Annotated in this window: 12 protein-coding genes and 1 pseudogene; 10 read left to right on the forward strand and 3 right to left on the reverse strand. The window is 42.1% G+C overall.

From position 1 onward, the window contains the following. The first annotated feature begins 158 nt into the window (after positions 1–158). A complete protein-coding gene (locus tag HEQ19_19435; GenBank protein ID WYM01348.1) occupies positions 159–3,299 on the forward strand; it encodes an efflux RND transporter permease subunit in 3,141 nt (1,046 codons plus the stop codon). An 875-nt stretch (positions 3,300–4,174) separates the two neighbouring features. On the opposite strand, the gene HEQ19_19440 is transcribed toward HEQ19_19435, so the two are convergent. Continuing rightward, complete coding sequence (locus HEQ19_19440) at positions 4,175–4,882, reverse strand: TIGR02117 family protein (GenBank protein ID WYM01349.1); 708 nt, start codon at positions 4,880–4,882, stop codon at positions 4,175–4,177. 125 nt (positions 4,883–5,007) lie between these two features. Between HEQ19_19440 and HEQ19_19445 the strand changes: the two genes are divergently transcribed. Beyond that, a complete protein-coding gene (locus HEQ19_19445; GenBank protein WYM01350.1) occupies positions 5,008–5,886 on the forward strand; it encodes a lipid kinase in 879 nt (292 codons plus the stop codon). A gap of 52 nt (positions 5,887–5,938) precedes the next feature. Next, entirely contained in the window at positions 5,939–6,544 is a 606-nt protein-coding gene (locus HEQ19_19450; protein ID WYM01351.1) for an exopolysaccharide biosynthesis protein, read from the forward strand. A gap of 465 nt (positions 6,545–7,009) precedes the next feature. Here HEQ19_19450 and HEQ19_19455 read toward each other — a convergent pair whose 3' ends face one another. After that, on the reverse strand, positions 7,010–7,690 hold the full coding sequence (locus HEQ19_19455) for a phosphorylase (GenBank protein ID WYM01352.1): 681 nt from the start codon (positions 7,688–7,690) through the stop codon (positions 7,010–7,012). Between the two features lie 105 nt (positions 7,691–7,795). Here HEQ19_19455 and HEQ19_19460 point away from each other — a divergent pair, with 105 nt between their 5' ends. From HEQ19_19460 to hpnH, 4 genes and pseudogenes are all read left to right on the forward strand, one after another. Continuing rightward, positions 7,796–10,453, forward strand: coding sequence for an efflux RND transporter permease subunit (locus HEQ19_19460; GenBank protein ID WYM01353.1), 2,658 nt, complete (start codon positions 7,796–7,798; stop codon positions 10,451–10,453). Beyond that, a complete protein-coding gene (gene hpnA, locus HEQ19_19465) occupies positions 10,453–11,433 on the forward strand; it encodes a hopanoid-associated sugar epimerase (protein ID WYM01354.1) in 981 nt (326 codons plus the stop codon). Before HEQ19_19460 ends, hpnA begins: the two co-directional genes overlap by 1 nt. 380 nt (positions 11,434–11,813) lie before the next feature. Then, positions 11,814–13,107 (forward strand): annotated as a pseudogene (locus HEQ19_19470) (transposase). 56 nt (positions 13,108–13,163) lie between these two features. Then, positions 13,164–14,177 (forward strand): adenosyl-hopene transferase HpnH, encoded by a 1,014-nt coding sequence (gene hpnH, locus HEQ19_19475; protein ID WYM01355.1) that lies wholly within the window; start codon positions 13,164–13,166, stop codon positions 14,175–14,177. 418 nt (positions 14,178–14,595) lie between these two features. On the opposite strand, the gene HEQ19_19480 is transcribed toward hpnH, so the two are convergent. Beyond that, positions 14,596–14,946 (reverse strand): zinc ribbon domain-containing protein, encoded by a 351-nt coding sequence (locus HEQ19_19480; GenBank protein WZI66962.1) that lies wholly within the window; start codon positions 14,944–14,946, stop codon positions 14,596–14,598. A gap of 321 nt (positions 14,947–15,267) precedes the next feature. Between HEQ19_19480 and HEQ19_19485 the strand changes: the two genes are divergently transcribed. The 3 genes from HEQ19_19485 to HEQ19_19495 all read left to right on the forward strand — a co-directional run bounded on the left by HEQ19_19485 (position 15,268) and on the right by HEQ19_19495 (position 17,939). After that, positions 15,268–15,441 carry a hypothetical protein gene (locus HEQ19_19485; GenBank protein ID WYM01356.1) on the forward strand — a complete coding sequence of 58 codons (174 nt, stop codon included), beginning with the start codon at positions 15,268–15,270 and terminating at the stop codon, positions 15,439–15,441. A gap of 123 nt (positions 15,442–15,564) precedes the next feature. Beyond that, positions 15,565–16,848, forward strand: coding sequence for a transposase (locus tag HEQ19_19490; protein WYM01357.1), 1,284 nt, complete (start codon positions 15,565–15,567; stop codon positions 16,846–16,848). 260 nt (positions 16,849–17,108) lie between these two features. Further along, the gene (locus HEQ19_19495) at positions 17,109–17,939 is read left to right on the forward strand and encodes a phytoene/squalene synthase family protein (GenBank protein WYM01358.1); all 831 of its coding nucleotides are present in this window, start codon (positions 17,109–17,111) and stop codon (positions 17,937–17,939) included. Positions 17,940–17,994: the final 55 nt, after the last annotated feature.

The raw sequence follows: 17,994 nt of genomic DNA on the forward strand, positions 1-17,994 counted from the left end.
AGCGGTCAATCCGTAGATTATGTTTTTGTAAAAAGATTTAATCTTTGCCACTCGCGTTAAAATGCTTTTTTTTGGTTCACTAACAATAAAAACGTGTATTGAGTTTTGCATAAGCGTTGGAGCATTTAACTGGCATATTTTCAATTTTATGGACTGGAATGAAAGACTTATTTTATCGCAACTCTAAGCTGCTAATTCTCACCTTAACTCTCATTGTCGTATGGGGATTATCTTCCTTTGAGTTAATCCCTCGCATGGAAGATCCACCGACTATTAATCGCACGGCAGACATCACCACCTTTTTACCTGGTGCTAGTCCCTATCGAGTGGAATCCTTGATTACCGAAAAGATTGAACAATCTCTATCTAGTATTAAAGAAATTGATACCATTGACTCTACGTCCGAGTTAGGACAATCGAGAGTGGGTATTTCCCTCAAGGATGAAATTACAGATACAGATCCAGTTTGGTCACGGATTCGAGATCGAATAGCTGATATCATTCCCCAACTTCCCCCAGAAGCTCAAAGACCGATATATGAAGAAGGAGATAGTCAAGCCTTTAGTTTATTAACCGCTCTAACTTGGGAATTGGATACACCTCCTAATTACTCGATTTTGCGTCGCATTGGTCTGGAATTATTTGATGACTTTGAGAACCTTTGGGGAACAGATAAAGTTGAATTAGTGGGTGTTCCTGCTGAAGAAATCATGGTCACTATTGATCCAGATAAGTTATCTGCATTAGGTTTAACAGTAGCAGAGGTTTCCCAGCAAATTCAAACTAGTGATGCCAAAGTGGCAGCAGGACAACTTCGCAGTAACCGCAATGATTTGTTATTAGAAGTAGATACCAGCTTAAAATCTCTGTCTAGAATTAGAGAGATTCCCATTCGTTACAGTAATGGAGGACAATTTACCCGCTTAGGGGACATTGCTTTGGTGACTAAGGGCATTGAAGACCCACCACCAGAATTAACCATAATTGATGGAAAACCTGCCATTGTCATTGCCGTGATGATGGAATCAGGTCAACGGATTGATGAATGGACTGCAGCTGCGGAAAAAATAATAGATCGCTTTCGTCAAGGACTTCCTAATGGTGTCAGCCTAAATATCATTTTTGAGCAAAATCGCTATGTAGTAGCGCGACTAGAGGGATTATTTGCCAATATGTGGTTAGGTGTTGGTTGCGTTATGTTGACTGCTTTTGTGATGATGGGGTGGCGAGCAGCAATTGTCATGGGAACGTCTTTACCCTTATCTATCCTCATGGTATTTGGGGGTATGAATTTCTTCCAAATTCCCCTGCATCAAATGTCAGTGACTGGAATTGTGATTGCTTTGGGAATTTTGATTGATAATTCCATTGTCGTTGTTGATGAAATACAAAAAGGCTTACAAGAAGGGATTTCTGCCAAGATTGTAATTCCGCAAACGGTAAAATATTTGGGCATTCCCTTAATGGCTTCTACCCTCACCACAATTTTGTCCTTTATGCCAATTGCCTTATTAGAGGGAGGAACAGGGGAATTTGTGAGATCCATTGCCCAAAGTGTAATGTTAGCCTTAGTTAGCTCTCTGTTCTTAGCATTAACAATTATTCCCGTTCTCAGTGTCCGACTACACGAATTGAGCCGACCCAAAAACCATTTGCTCAGTGCATGGTGGAATGCAGGAATTAGTTTTCCTGCTTTAACTTGGCTTTACCGCCGGATTCTGAGTGGGATTTTGTTTGTGCCAATTCTGGGAATTATTTTAGGATTACTCCTACCTCTGGCTGGGTTTGTCGTAGCTGCGGATTTACCGGAACAGTTTTTCCCACCTGCAGAAAGAGATCAATTAACCATTGAAATACAACTTTCATCCACGACTGCTTTAGAGGTAACCACAGAAAAAGTCAAGCAAGCACAAAAAACTCTCCTCAATAATCCGGAAGTTAAAGCAGTTCAATGGTTTTTAGGACGTAATGCTCCACCCTTTTATTACAATTTGTCGGATGGAATTAGAGATACCTCTAATTTTGCTCAAGGTTTGATTCAGCTTAATTCTGCTACCGAGAATCCTAAATTTATTCAAAGTTTAGAATCACAATTGAAGCAAATACTACCAATGGCAAGGGTATCGGTACGTCTTCTAGAACAAGGTCCACCTGTTAGCGCTCCCATCGAATTACGAATTTATGGTTCAGATGTGAATATTCTCAGAGAAGTAGGAGAAGAATTGAGAACAGAACTTGCTAAACTCCCTGATATTTCCTATTCAGTCGCTGATTTAAGTGAAATTGAACCCAAATTAGGGTTAAAAATTAATGAAGAAACAGCCAGGCTGACCGGGTTAGATAATGCCATGATTGCTAATCAACTCAATACCCTCTTAGAAGGATCTGTGGGCGGATCGATTTTAGAATCAACGGAAGAATTACCTGTGCGCGTCAGGGTGAGTAACAGCAATCGCTCAAATCTTCAACAAATTGCTTCTTTAGATCTGTTGGGAGGAGAATCTCAGTCTGGACGACCCAATATCCCTGTTTCATCGCTTGTAGATTTCCAACTGATTCCAGAATTAGCGGTTATTCCTCGACGCAATGGTAAGCGAGTTAATACAGTTCAAGGTTTTATTCAACCAGATAGTTTAGCTTCCACAGTTTTAGATGAATTCCGAGCAAATCTAGACTCAGGAGATTTTCGTCTTCCTCTGGGTTATACCCTCGAATTTGGAGGAGAAGAAGAAGAAAGAAATAGTGCATTAGCTGGTCTGGTCGCTAGTGTAGGTGTGTTGACGATTTTGCTCATATCCACTCTGGTTCTATCTTTTAACTCTTTCCGTTTTGCAGCTTTAATTACTTTCGTGGGAATCAGTTCTATTGGATTAGCATTATTATCTCTGTGGTTATCTAAGTATCCATTAGGATTTATGTCAATCGTGGGAACCATTGGCTTAGTTGGACTAGCAATGAACGATAGCATTCTTATATTAGCTGCTTTAGAAGATTTACCTCTTGATTCTCGAAACAACCGTCAAGAAATACGAGAAGTCATTGTTACTTCAACTCGCCATGTCTTAACCACGACCTTAACTACTGTGACTGGGTTTATGCCACTATTTCTCTATGGTGGATCATTTTGGGGACCTTTAGCAATCTGTATTTCTGGAGGTGTTTTAGGTGCGACTTTCTTGGCTTTGATATTTATACCTTCAGTATGGTTTTATCCCCGCATTTCTTACAAATTGAATTGGGGCTTATTAGACCTCTTGCAAAAATCCCTCAGAGGATGTTTTAAAAGTGGGAAGGGGTAGTAAGAGGGTTTCAGGTATATTTATTTTTAGCTTAACCCGGCAGAAGCCCCACATCATACCCGAAGTTGGTGTGGGATGAATGACGGGATAAAAACGAGACGCCCTCTAATTGTTTTTTACCGCAGGTAAAACAGATTAGAGGGCAGTTGAGTTTTTCTCAATATCTTGAGATAGGTAATCACTTCTTGCTATTGTATTCAGTGACGACAAAGCCTAAAATGCTGGTCTAACATAGTACCTTCTCCCAAAGGGAGAAGGTACGCCAAGAAAACTGAAAATATGGGGTTTTATAGGGAAATGCAACCGTGTATGCGTTGCTGCCTCCTGTAAGTAAAATTTTCAAGGAAACTAGTTTGAACTTGGAATTTTTTTAAGACCAAAAGTGGGGCAGGGCACGTACCTCACTATAAAATGCTGTGGTGGGAAAAATGGAGTACCACGTTCGCGTAGCGTCCCGCAGGGAAAGAAGTTCCTGATATCCTTAACAGGACTCGGAAGCCTACACCACATTGCTTGCAATTGGTGTAGGAGTGTCACTAATATGGTTTTAGGACTTACGCATGAGTAACGAAAAATCAAGGGTTTGGGTTGGGCATGGGGCATAGGGCAGAGGGATCGAAAAATTCACCAATGCCCCATGCCCTATGCCCTATGCCCGATCTCCACGAATAGCCTAGTGCGTAAGTCCTGGGTTTTTTTTAATTACCATTGTCACATAAATATAATATATACCTGAAGTTCCTACCTATGTAGAAACGTTGCGTTTAATGTATTTACATTTTGGTCTGTATAAAAGCAAATAGCTGTAATATTTCTCAAAGTTGAGAAACTTTACTCATGATAGAGTAAGAAAATGAGGAACTTGTGAGGGGATTTCACTTGCAACTACTTCTTAAATGCAACATAATGCCAGCAGGTAGCCCATCCCAAAGGGGAGTATTGACATCAGCTTTTCGCAAGCCTTCTGCTGTCCAAGTATTACAATTTCTTAATATAGAGTAACTTCCCACCGCTGCATAAAAACCTGCATTAGCAGTGTGACCATTACCTAGGCGAATTTTTCTACCCTGTGCATCTTGTTCAAAGGTAGCTTGAATAAATTCCATTAAGTTTAAATAATCTGTCTGATTTACTTTAATACATTTAACTTCGAGATAATCTGGAATTAATTGATAACCTTGAACATAGATTATAGAGGGTGTTGGTAAAAATAAGGCTCTAAAAGTCGTGGATAAATTTAAATATGCAAGAGTTGGGGTTGTCATATAAAAATCGCGTTCGCCCCAACCAAAGCTTAAATATTTGTAATCATGATAATTATCTATTCCACCGATTCTATCTAGAGATATATATATAGTCCAATCAAAAACATAATTTCTTGTAGGTACTATAATATCAGAATGAATCCCCCTATTAGCAACACAAATATCTACATCACAATGAGCATGTGAATAAGTGCCCCATTTTCTAGGTATTAACAACCCAATTGCTAATAAAGCTAAACTCGATAAAACAAACCCAAAAAAGTAACGACTACAACGACATAAGAGGCGGTGAACACCTGAGTTATTGGTATTTTTCATAACACTTGACCCCTGTTTAATTATCAACCGCAGCAGATATAAGCCACACATTTAATTTTTCAACAAAATCTGTACACTTCTACTTTCCTGCTTCCCAATTCCCCAATCATCTAAAGGTCCTTCCCATGAGTCCCCGCGCACTTCTGTTAATAAATCGTCATGCTCGCCAAGGACAAAAACGTCTCAGAGAAGCAATTGATTGCTTAGAGAACCTAGGTATTGATTTAATCGAGGAATCGACAGAAAACGCCAAACACCTTCGTGAAGTCATCTTGCAATATCAGCATGAAGTTGATTTAGTCATCATTGGTGGTGGCGATGGTACCCTGAATGCGGCAGTAGATGCTTTAGTTACAACCGAGTTACCTTTGGGAATTTTACCATTAGGAACTGCCAACGATTTGGCCAGGACTTTAAAAATTCCTAACTCTTTACTCGAAGCTTGTAAAATCATTGCCAACGGAGAACAAAGACGTATTGATTTAGGGTGGGTAAACGGCAAATATTTTTTTAATGTTGCTAGTTTAGGACTAAGTGTAAAAATTACCCAACGACTGACCAAAGAAGTAAAGCGCCGTTGGGGAATATTCGCTTATTTAGCCACTGCATTGCGGGTGATTTGGGAAGCTAGACCTTTTAGCGCAGAAATTCGAGTCAATGGCGAATCAATTCATGGGCGAACGGTACAAATAGCCGTAGGAAATGGTCGTTATTATGGCGGTGGGATGGCAGTAGTTCACGATGCTACAATCGATGACCAAAGGCTAGATCTTTACAGTTTAGAAATTGAACATTGGTGGCAAATAATACTTTTACTCCCAGCACTGCGACAAGGAAGACATATAAATCGGCGACAAGTCAGGTTTCTTCAGGGTCAAGAAATTGAAGTGTATACTCGTAAAGAGCGTCCCATAAATACGGATGGTGAAATTACAACCCATACACCAGCCCACTTCCGAGTTATACCTCAAGCTTTAGCGGTTTTCGTGCCACCATTACCATAGATTTAAAAGGTAAAAGCAGCTATCGTGGAAAATAGCAATTAACTGACACCAAATGCATCTGAGATTTTCTCAAGACATCAAGTCACTTTTGCAACGCCTAGCCGAACAGCCACTGACACTAGGCGATATTCTCGCAGAAACCTCCGAAAGGGGTTTTAGCTTGGTGATTGCATTATTAGTGTTGCCATTTTTGTTTCCCATGCCACCAGGATTAACTGGCCCTTTTGGTGGTGCCTGCTTGCTGTTGTCAATGCAGATGGTGTTAGGGAGGCGATCGCCTTGGTTACCCCAAAAGATTGCTAACTACAAATTTCCTCGCCCTTTTGCCGAGATAATTTTGCAAAACCTGCGTCGAATCACTAAGATATTAGAGAAAATTGCCCGTCCCCGATGGGCGAAAATAGCAAATAATCCTTGGATTTGGCGATTAAATGGGCTTTGCATTTCTTGGTTGACAATATTACTAATTTCACCAATTCCCCTGACCAATCCCATCCCCACCGTAGGTATTTTACTGTTAGCAGTTGCCACAATTGAATCGGATGGGTTATTGATGTGCATTAGCTATATCATTACTGTATTAATTACCTTATTATTTGGATTTATTGGCTATGGATTGTGGTTAGCTCCCGGTTTACTGCCAAGTATTTTTAAATGATAAAAGCCCTCAGTCTACGGCTGAGGGCTGTCATGGAATTAAAGTGCATCTACCTTCTCTATATCCCTCTGATTTTTCTCTCCATCAGGAAAAATTGAATTTGAGATAATTTAAACTTACTCAGGACTCAATACGGTTCGGTTAAGAGTCGTAGTTGTTTTCTAGCTTTTAGCTCAATACAGTTCAGTTAGACTCCAATGGTATACACTGTAGGGAACATCCAAAATCTTTTCTTCTAATGACAATTTTATTCATGCCGTGCCCCTACGACAATTTTCCTTAACTTACAGGCATTTTCAGGTAAATAGACCACGCTTTTGGGGCGCAAGGCCTTGCGCCCCTACAGATTATCGATGTGTTGCAAATATTTTTTGAATTGGTATCAGATTGAAAGAATGGTGCGTGACGCCATAAGTCTTGTAACTACGTACAATATTTATCGAAGCGTCACGCACCCTAGGATTATTAATGTGCCCCCAAAGAAGGTTTTATGACTTTTTCTAAAACTTTCAATCCCCGTAAGGAACCGCGAATCAATCGAGTAGCTCCAACAGGTTGACGGAGTAATTCCCATGCTAGGGGAAAAGGCTTGAGAGAACCATCGGCGCTAATTGCTGAGGTCAGATCAGGTATATCGTGGTGACAGTCATCGCTGACCACTCGCAACATGGCGACTGACACAGCCAATGCATTAAAGAACTCTAAAGCGGCAAATCCTTCCATGTCAACAACATCAGCAGCAAACTTTTCACCTAGACGGCGTTTTTCGGCTGCAGACCAAACCAGGCGATCGCTTGTCAATGATTTGACCAAAGTTACTGGGGAGTTGAGGTGTGAGTGAATTTCGGCTGTGAAGGTGCGATCGCACTCTTGCTGTTTTCCCTGATAAACACAATCTTGATACAGGACAATATCACCAACTGTGTGCATGGGGGTTAAGCTACCACATAAACCCATCAGCAGCACTTTCATCTGTGGATGATGGGGAAATTGTCCCTGTGCTTGCAATTTGTGCAGATATGTGGTTAGGGATTTGATACCAACGCGAATGGCGATGACAGTTGGCTTGGAACCGCTAACACGACTCAAACCGCGACATACAGCTTGATACTCTGCTCCCTGGGGGACGAGGATGATATGGGTCATGGGGGATGGGGAGAGAGGGAGAATTGAGCAAAGACAAATAGCAAAGTTGTGGTGATTACTGTAGCATGTCTAATAATTGTGTCACCTGCACGATAATTTTCCAAGATGGTCAAGTCTAGTAGCTCAAAATCTGCACGAGAACGGTTCAATATTTCCAGGTTAGCGATTGAATTTTCGTGGCTGACGGTCAGTTTTTGGATTGCGGTGACGGTAGCTGGGCTATTAGCTTTCAGTTCCCTTAAGTATGCTTTGTTTCCAGATATTACGTTTCCAGTGGTGGTGGTGAATGCTACAGCCCCTCTGGCTACAGCCCTGGATACTGAGTCCAAACTGACCCAGCCATTAGAACAGCGTCTCAAATCTCTGGAAGGACTTGAGGATATCCGCTCATCGACTTATCCTGGACAAACTGCAGTTAGTTTGTCTTTTGTTGTTGGTACGAATTTAGACACCTCGACTCGTCAAGTCGAAACTGCACTGAAGCAGTTTAAACTAACTCAGGGTGCATCTACGAAAATTATTCCCCTGAACCTGAACGAGTCAGCGGCGATTAGTTATGCCATTGAGAGTTCCTCAAAGAATCTCACGGATTTGACTAAGTTGACTAAAGACCAAATTCAGCCGGCGATCGCTAAATTGCCTGGAGTCCTGAAAGTATCATTGTTAGGCGCTCCGATTACATCTTCTCCTGTGTTATCGGCAAATACAACATCTCTACCTACAGGAGGAGGGACATTAGTTAGGTTTAATGGTAAAAATGCTTTAGCATTTCAGGTGATCAAAAAAGGCACAGCTAACACGTTGGAAGTGGTGAACCGGGTAGAGCAAGAAGTCCAAAGGCTACGCTCTACCCTCAAGGATGTCAAACTGACTTTAGCGGCGACGCAAGCAGAATATATCCGCAACGCCACCCATTCAACGATTGATGCGTTGATTGAAGCAATTGTGTTATCGGTGATCGTCATTTTTCCTTTTTTATGGAATTGGCAAGCCACCCTAATTTCGGCGTTAGCGATTCCTACCTCTTTGTTGGCGACGTTTATCGTCATGGCAATTTTCGGCTTCAACTTAGAGACAATCACCCTATTGGCTTTAGCTTTGGTAATTGGTAGTATTGTTGATGACGCGATCGTTGATGTGGAAAATATCATGCGGCACGTCGAAGAGGGTGAAACTCCCCGCCAAGCTGCCTTTCTAGCCACTAATGAAATTGGACTGACAGTCACCGCAGCCACGTTTACGGCGGTAGCTGTTTTCCTACCCATCGGTTTGATGGGTGGGGTAATTGGTCAGTTCTTCAAGCCTTTTGGAATTACTGTATCAGCAGCAATGCTGGCTTCGTTACTGGTAGCCCGGACTTTATCACCAGTTTTATCTATTTACTGGCTCAAACCGCCATCTTCTCGTACCGAACGCCGAGAAGGAATGTTATGGGTACGCTTTGCCCAAGCTTACCGTGACTTGCTGGGTTGGTCTTTAAGTCACCGCAAGATAGTGTTGGGGTTAGCTGTATTCAGCTTTGTTGCAGGTGTAGCCCTAATTCCCCTGATTCCCAAAGGATTTATTCCCAAACTTGATCGCGGTGAGTTCAATATTGCTTACACCGCACCCCTACCTATTTTACCCCCACAAGGTTTAGCCGGAAAACTTCCCCCTACACAATCCCCCATCCCCAATCCTTTAAATGACTCTCTGGTGGTGGCGAAGAAACTGGAAGCGGTGGTGAGAAAATCGCCAGATGTGGAAACGGTATTTACTACTGTTGGTTCTCGCGGTGGTGAGCCAAATAAAGGTACGCTTTATGTGAAGCTGAAAGATAACCGCAAACTCAAGACGGCGGAATTACAAGACCAATTCCGGTCAACTTTGCCGATTCTTCCTGGTGTGACTACCAGTGTGGAAGATATTCAATTTGTGGATACAGGCGGTCAAAAACCTCTGCAGGTGGCGTTACGCGGTAATGACTTAAAAGCACTCAGCAAAGCAGCCAAGGATATTAAAGACAAACTGGTGAAATTACCAGGATTTGCTGATGTCACTGTCACTGGGGAAACCAATCCACAGGACAAGGTATTTCACATTGAACGGTTGAAGAATCAGCGGGTAGCCTATATCAGCGCTAACCTTGGTAAGGATTTATCCTTGGGTGATGCCACTGATAAATTGGTAGCAGAAGCTAAAAAAGTGATTCCTGCTGGTGTTTCTTTAGACCTGGGAGGAGATTCTGCCCGGTTGGGTGAAGTTTTTGGCAGTTTTGGCACTACTCTTGGTCTGTCGGCGTTGTGTATTGTCTTCGTTTTGATTTGGCTATTCAAAGGCTGGGTAGACCCGATAGTAATTGGTATCTCTTTACCTTTGGCGCTGGTTGGGGCAATGCTGGCATTATTAATCACCAAGAGCGATTTTGGCATGATTTCCCTGATTGGCTTTGTGTTTTTGCTGGGGATTACCAACAAAAACGCCATCTTGATTGTCGATTACATTAACCAATTACGGGAATCTGGTTTGGGGCGAACAGAAGCCATCCTCAAGGCGGGGCCAGTAAGGCTGCGACCAATTATTATGACCACTGCGGCGACAATTTTAGGTATGGTGCCCATTGCTTTGGGTTTAGGCGCAGGTTCAGAATTGCGATCGCCTATGGCTGTATCTATTGCTGGCGGCTTGGTCAGTTCCACGATCCTCAGTTTAATTGTGGTGCCTGTAGTCTACGCTATTTTAGATGATTGGTTCCCCCGGTATAAAAAGAGGGGTAGCTATTGATGCAAGCATTTGTGACGGGGGGCACTGGTTTCATTGGTGCCCATTTGGTGCGGTTGTTGCTGCAAGAGGGATACACAGTTAAAGCGCTGGTACGCCCTAGCAGTAATCTAGAAAATCTACGAGGATTAGAGGTAGAAATTGTTTCTGGTGATTTGAATGACCCAAATCTCTGGAAACAAATGCTTGGTTGTCAGTACCTATTTCACGTTGCAGCACACTATTCTTTGTGGCAAACTGACCGAGAGTTACTTTACCGTCACAATGTGGAAGGAACGCGCAATGTGTTGGATGCGGCGCAAAAAGCAGAGATTGAACGTAGTGTATATACTAGTTCTGTAGCTGCAATTGGCGTGGGGGAATCTGGTAAAGTCGTAGATGAAACACATCAGAGTCCCTTAAACAAATTGGTGGGTGACTACAAAAAGTCTAAGTTTCTCGCAGAACAAGCAGCTATGCAAGCAGCTGCTGCAGGTCAGCAAATAGTTGTGGTCAATCCCAGTAGTCCCATCGGACCGTTGGATATTAAGCCTACCCCAACTGGTGATATTATCCTGCGGTTCTTACGGCGACAAATGCCTTTTTATATGGACACTGGTCTGAATTTTATTGACGTGCGAGATGTGGTCAGGGGGCACTTACTAGCTTTGCAGCGGGGTAAATCAGGCGATCGCTATATTTTAGGATACCAAAATCTTCCCCTAAAGGAACTACTCGAACAACTTGCCCATCTTACAGGTATAAAGGCGCCCCAGCAGGCTGTACCTGCTTGGCTACCTTTAAGCGTTGCTTGGGTTGATGAAAAGATTCTCGCACCTTTGGGTAAATTGCCCTCAGTACCTTTAGATGGTGTCCGCATGGCGCAACAACCTATGTATTACGATGCATCCAAGGCGGTCAGAGAGTTGGGTTTACCTCAATCTTCCTTGACAACCGCCCTTAAAGATGCTGTCGATTGGTTTGTCAGTCAGAGATATGTTTAAAGCGACTGCGGACTGGGGACTGGGTACAGCAGATTAGTATTCTGTAGGGGCGCAAGGCCTTGCGCCCTCCAAGATCATCGTTCGACGCCAAAAACCCTGCTAAGAACCTTGCCAAAAATCTTGTTTTAGCAGGCGATGACCGTTAAACCTACCATTCGCCAGTGGTATCCTTCAAGAAGTCGGCAATCTTAAGTTTTGCTTTTTACCTAAATCGGAGAGAAGGCTCCCGCCATAATCTTTGATTTGGCGGCGAGATGAATCGAGGGCAAAAAACGAAACGTTCCCCGACCACAACTGGCTGCAAGCCAGTAAGGGAAAGGGAACAGTTGAGTTTTTTGCCAATCCATGTTATGGTTTACGTTAATGTACATGACGTAAATATGCTGGTATTTGAGGCCAAACTTGAGGGAGAAGACGGACAGTATCAAGCGCTTGATGAAGCGATTAGAACTGCCCGTTTTGTTCGCAATGCCAGCCTTAGATACTGGATGGATAACAAGGGTATTGGGCGATACGACCTCAGTAAGTTCTGCGCTGTACTTGCGGCTAATATTGAGTTTCCTTGGGTCGCCAAGCTTAATTCGATGGCAAGGCAAGCCAGTGCTGTTGGCGAAGCCTTCCCGAAGGGTAAGAGCTTGGTCTGCAATTGCTCGGTTCCTTGATAACTGCAAGAAAAATAAGCCAGGAAAAAAGGGATTTCCAAAGTTTAAGAAAGAACAAACACATGGTTCTGTTGAGTACAAAACTTGTGGATGGAAACTTTCTGAAGACCGCAGGTATATCACTTTTTCTGATGGGTTTCAAGCAGGAACTTTCAAACTCTGGGGAACTCGTGACCTGCATTTCTACCACAGGAAACAGTTTAAAAGGGTGCGGGTTGTGCGTCGTGCAGATGGCTATTATTGCCAGTTTTGCATTGACCATGAACGAGTTGAAAGACGAGAACCAACTGGTAAAACTATTGGTATTGATGTGGGGTTAAACCACTTCTATACAGATAGTAACGGAGAAACAGTCGCCAACCCTAGACATCTTCGTAAAAGTGAAAAGTCCTTGAGGCGTTTGCAACGGCGGATGTCTAAGACTAGAAAAGGTTCTCAAAATAGAATTAAGTTTAGAAATAAACTTGCTCGTAAACACCTCAAAGTAAGTCGCCAGCGTAAAGACTTTGCTGTAAAGACAGCAAGGTGCGTGGTGAGGTCTAACGACCTCGTGGCGTATGTTCGGCGAAGCCGTTGCCGAAGGCTAGATTTGATGGTGCGAAATATGGTGAAAAATCACCGATTGGCTAAGTCGATTAGTGACGCTTCATGGTCGCTGTTTCGTGAATGGGTTGAGTATTTTGGTAAGGTGTTTGGTGTTGTCACGGTTGCCGTTCCACCACATTATACCTCACAGAATTGCTCTAATTGTGGAGAGGTTGTCAAAAAGACTCTTAGCACCAGAACTCATGTTTGTCCTCATTGTGGGTATACCCAAGATAGGGATTGGAACGCAGCGCGGAACATATTAGAAAAAGGATTGAGTACGGCGGGTCACGTCGGAACTAACGCCTCTGGAGAGACTGACCAATACTTGAGTGAGGAAACTCCTTTAAGCAAGTCAACTCGTGGAAAGAGGAAACCCAAAGAGCGATCTTTGGAATCCCCCACTATATTCGGTACTCCGAATTAGTGGTGGGAGGATGTCAATGTGGTGTTTTTCGATATAACAGAGGAGTGTTCAGAATCATGGCGGTTAATTTACAACAAGCTATAGATATCGGTAAGTATCTTGTAACTCAGCGCTTAAAAGGGCGTAAACGCTTCCCCCTAGTATTAATGTTGGAGCCGCTGTTTCGCTGTAACTTGGCTTGTACTGGTTGTGGTAAAATACAACATCCAACGGAAGTGTTGAAGCAAAACCTCACCCCAGAACAGTGCTTCGCTGCAGTGGACGAGTGCGGCGCACCGGTCGTTTCGATTCCCGGAGGAGAACCGCTGCTACATCCCCAAATTGATGAAATTGTCCGGGGATTAGTTGAGCGTAAGAAGTATATTTATTTGTGTACTAATGGTTTGTTGTTAGAAAAGAGTCTGCATAAGTTTCAACCTTCCCAATATTTGACATTCAGCGTCCATTTAGATGGGCTGCGGGAATGGCATGATCAATGTGTAGACCGCAAAGGTGTTTTTGATATTGCTGTCAAAGCAATTCGCGCCGCTAAAGCTCAAGGTTTTCGTGTGGCTACGAACACGACTATCTTTGAAGGTTGCGAACCCAAAGATATGCAGGATTTCTTTGACTTTTTGACCACACTAAATCTTGATGGAATGATGATTTCCCCTGGCTACAGTTACGAATGGGCGCCAGATCAAGATCATTTTCTCAAGCGGGAACAAACACGCGCCCTTTTCCGGTCGATTTTGGCTCCATATAAAGCTGGGGAGAAAAATTGGGACTTCAACCATAACCCGCTGTTCCTCGATTTTCTCACAGGAGAAAAGGACTATGAATGTACACCTTGGGGTAGCCCAAGTTACAGCGTTCTCGGTTGGCAAAAACCCTGTTATCTGCTAAATGAAGGTTATTACAAAACCTTTAAAGAATTGCTAGACAAAACAGACTGGAGTCAATACGGTCGCGCTAGTGGTAATCCCAAATGTGCAGATTGTATGGTTCACTGCGGTTATGAACCGACTGCAGCGATGGATGCAATGCAGCCTCAAAATATGGCGCGTGCCCTTGGTAGCGTGTTTAAGTAAGGGTATGGGGGATTAGGTTTGGTTTCGGTTTGTTACAGCCATTTTCAGGTAAATAGACCACAGGGTAGGGGCGCAAGGCCTTGCGCCCCTACGAAGATCTGTGGTTCAAATGAGTGAAAATTGCTGTAATAACGTCGTGATATTTGGTAACAAACCTGAAATCATTTGACATACTCCCCGGCGTGAACGCACGGGGATTCTAATTCATGGTTCACAGAAATCCGCCAGAACCCAAGCCGCCAGCAGTTAATGGCTCCATTTGCTACCTCCTCAGCACGTCATCTTATTTTAATACATCCGATATTCCGCATCCTAAACTGTCACAATCGTATTTTATTGATCTTGATTAGGAAATAAAGCCATCTAATATAGTTCCAAATCACATAGTCAAATATAGTCAGACTTATGCAATTTAGCTTTAAGCGACTCTACTTTCAGCATGGACACGCTTAAATAGTGGAGTTATCCGCCTTGGATGTACTACCAGACACCCCCTATCCCTTAGAATAGACTGGAGACAGTCAAACCCTTCAGGATTACTTTTTCTGCCGATGTTGTAGCCTGCGTTCACGTCAGCATGAATCTTCAAACCATTTTTACTGATATACCACGCACGTTTGACACGTTTTCCTGAGAATACATGCTTGATCTTGTTGTTAGGTTGATAAGTTGGGATGATGTCCCAATCAATCGCTGAAGCCTTACTTGTGTAAGATTCTTCTGCTACCTTAACGGTAATACCGACTCTAACTAATTTATAAGTCAGCATTTCGATAAATATGGTTCTTGCGTACTTAGCGTGCTTAATTATTAGTTAAAGTCTATAAATTTGCTTTAAAAGTAAGACTTACAGGCGTTCATAATTTAATTTTCAGCAATATGACCAAAAATACAGGAAATAATGGCTATTACCGTATCTCAGTAAGGGTTTCAAGCTGATTATTTAATAAATTTAGCACGCTAAGTACGGAAGAGCCGACTTTTGACCCTTGACCCTTGACTTTTGCCTATATAGCTGGATAAAAGTATGATAAAACTTTAAACAAAATATAGTCTAGCATAGTCAGATATAGTCTAAAAGACAGTCCTAATGAAATTATCTGATTATGCTAAAACCTTGGGGATTTCCTACCTTACCGCTTGGCGACATGACAAAGCAGGTAAAATACCATATCCAACAGAGCAACTTCCCACGGGTACGGTAATTGTTGATTACGACCCGAAAAAGATATCAGGGCAAAGCGCAAAACCGAAAAAATTGTAGAAGCCTTAAATTCTCCAACAGATTGATTAAGTTTTCTAGTCAAGCATATCTTACTGTATCTTGAATGATATACTAATTTCATTGCCAAAGTTGATCAATACTTTGACTACGCTCAGTATAAATATGCGTCAAGTAGAAAAGCACATAATCAAAGAAGGACATGACTGGTTTGATTATTGTAGTGACATTACCACTATTTCCCGGCAGCTTTACAACACTGCTCAATTCACTCAGCGTCAAGGTTTTTTCTACGGATGGGGAACTCAATCACAAGCTAGCTTAGACACTTTATTTAAACAAAACGAGAACTACAAAGCAATAAGCGCAAAAGTAGCTCAACTCGTATTAAAACAGAATGCAGATGCGTGGATTGCTTACTACAAAGCATTAGTGGCTTATAAACTTGAACCAACTAAGTTCACTGGTAGACCAAAACCACCTAATTATGTTGATGACAAAAACGTAGTTAAATTCAATAATCAAGCAATTGGTAAAAGAGAATTTAATAAAGGTTTCATTATCCCATCAATGTCGCCAATCAGGATTCCAGTAAAGCCTGGACTAAAGTTTGAGGACTTGTGTGAGGTACGAATTATCCCAAAAACTGGATGCTTCGTTATCGAAATAGTCTATGAAATTACCGAGTTGTCAGAGTTTTTTTGTAGTTTGAATCCTGAACTGAATGCGGCGATAGATATTGGTTTAGATAATCTAGCGACGATTGTTTTCAATGATCTAGCAATACAACCAATTATTGTAAATGGTAAACCATTGAAATCAGCCAACCAGTTTTATAACAAGCAGATTGCCAAGTTTCGAGGTTTTCTACCCAATAGGAAAGCTCGGTCAAGGCGAATTGCAAACATCGTTCGTAATCGCCATCAATTTGTTTCTTCATATTTACATCAAGCCACAAAAATGATTGTGGATGAACTTCTATCTCTTGGTGTAACTCACGTCTCAATCGGGAAAAACGAACAATGGAAAACACGTCTTAATTTAGGTAAACGTACAAACCAAAATTTTACTCAGATACCACACGCAATATTTATCGAAATGCTGACTTATAAATTAGTTAGAGTCGGTATTACCGTTAAGGTAGCAGAAGAATCTTACACAAGTAAGGCTTCAGCGATTGATTGGGACATCATCCCAACTTATCAACCTAACAACAAGATCAAGCATGTATTCTCAGGAAAACGTGTCAAACGTGCGTGGTATATCAGTAAAGATGGTTTGAAGATTCATGCTGACGTGAACGCAGGCTACAACATCGGCAGAAAAAGTAATCCTGAAGGGTTTGACTGTCTCCAGTCTATTCTAAGGGATAGGGGGTGTCTGGTAGTACATCCAAGGCGGATAACTCCACTATTTAAGCGTGTCCATGCTGAAAGTAGAGTTGCTTAAAGCTAAATTGCATAAGTCTGACTATGTTTGACTATGTGATTTGGAACTATAAACTACACATTTTTGCGGACAAAGCCTTATATACTAGATTAGACTTTGATAAATGTGAGATTTTTGTTAATTGTAATACCAATAGCTATTAATTTTTAGAGGAAATACTAGCATTTATTTAGTTTTTAAGGTTTAGTAAAAACTATATCCAGTATCATCAAGAAACTGCTAACTTCATGTGGTGTGACAATCAAGAGGGGAGTGAAAATATGGATTTACGTAGAGATGCGCTGCAAATCCTTGAAGAGACTAGTCGAACGTTTTATATTCCAATTAGTATTTTACCGCCAGGATTGCAAGAAGCAGTTGCAGCAGCATATTTATGTATGCGTGCCATTGATGAAATTGAAGACCATCCAACATTGGATAACGCGACTAAGGCGAAACTTTTACGCACGATTAGCTTAACATTGCAAGCAGGTGTTGATGGATTTGCGGTTGATGCTTTTTCTCAAGGATTTAGCGAGTATGAAAATACTTTAGCAGAAGTCACCATCAGAATTAGAGAATGGTCGATATTAGCACCAGAGACAATCGCACCTCGAATTTGGGATGCGACTGCGGCGATGGCAGACAGAATGGCTTATTGGGCAGAAAAAAACTGGAAAATTCAGACAGAATCTGATTTAGATCGTTATACCTTTGGTGTTGCAGGTGCGGTGGGATTGTTGCTTTCGGACTTATGGGCTTGGTACGATGGCACAAAAACGAATCGTACCCTAGCCATAGGATTTGGTCGGGGTTTACAAGCGATCAACATTCTGCGTAACCACTCTGAAGATTTGGGACGGGGAGTAAAGTTCTTACCTGATGGTTGGAATGCAGAAAATATGCGAGATTATGCCAGTAGAAATTTAACACTGGCAGATGCTTATATCAAGTCCCTTCCTCCAGGTCCGGCTTTAGACTTTTGTCAAATTCCGTTTACCTTAGCTTATGGTACCCTTGAAGCCCTAGCTAATGGTAAAGAAAAACTCAGCCGTAATGATGTTTTGGCACTTATCCAACAGCTAATGGGTGTCAACATGAAAGCGAGTTAATATTTTGAGTCAAAAGGTAATAGGCAAGAGTCAAGAGTCAGGAGTCAAAAAAGCT

This window comes from Gloeotrichia echinulata CP02 (assembly GCA_038087035.1).
Classification (GTDB): domain Bacteria; phylum Cyanobacteriota; class Cyanobacteriia; order Cyanobacteriales; family Nostocaceae; genus Gloeotrichia; species Gloeotrichia echinulata.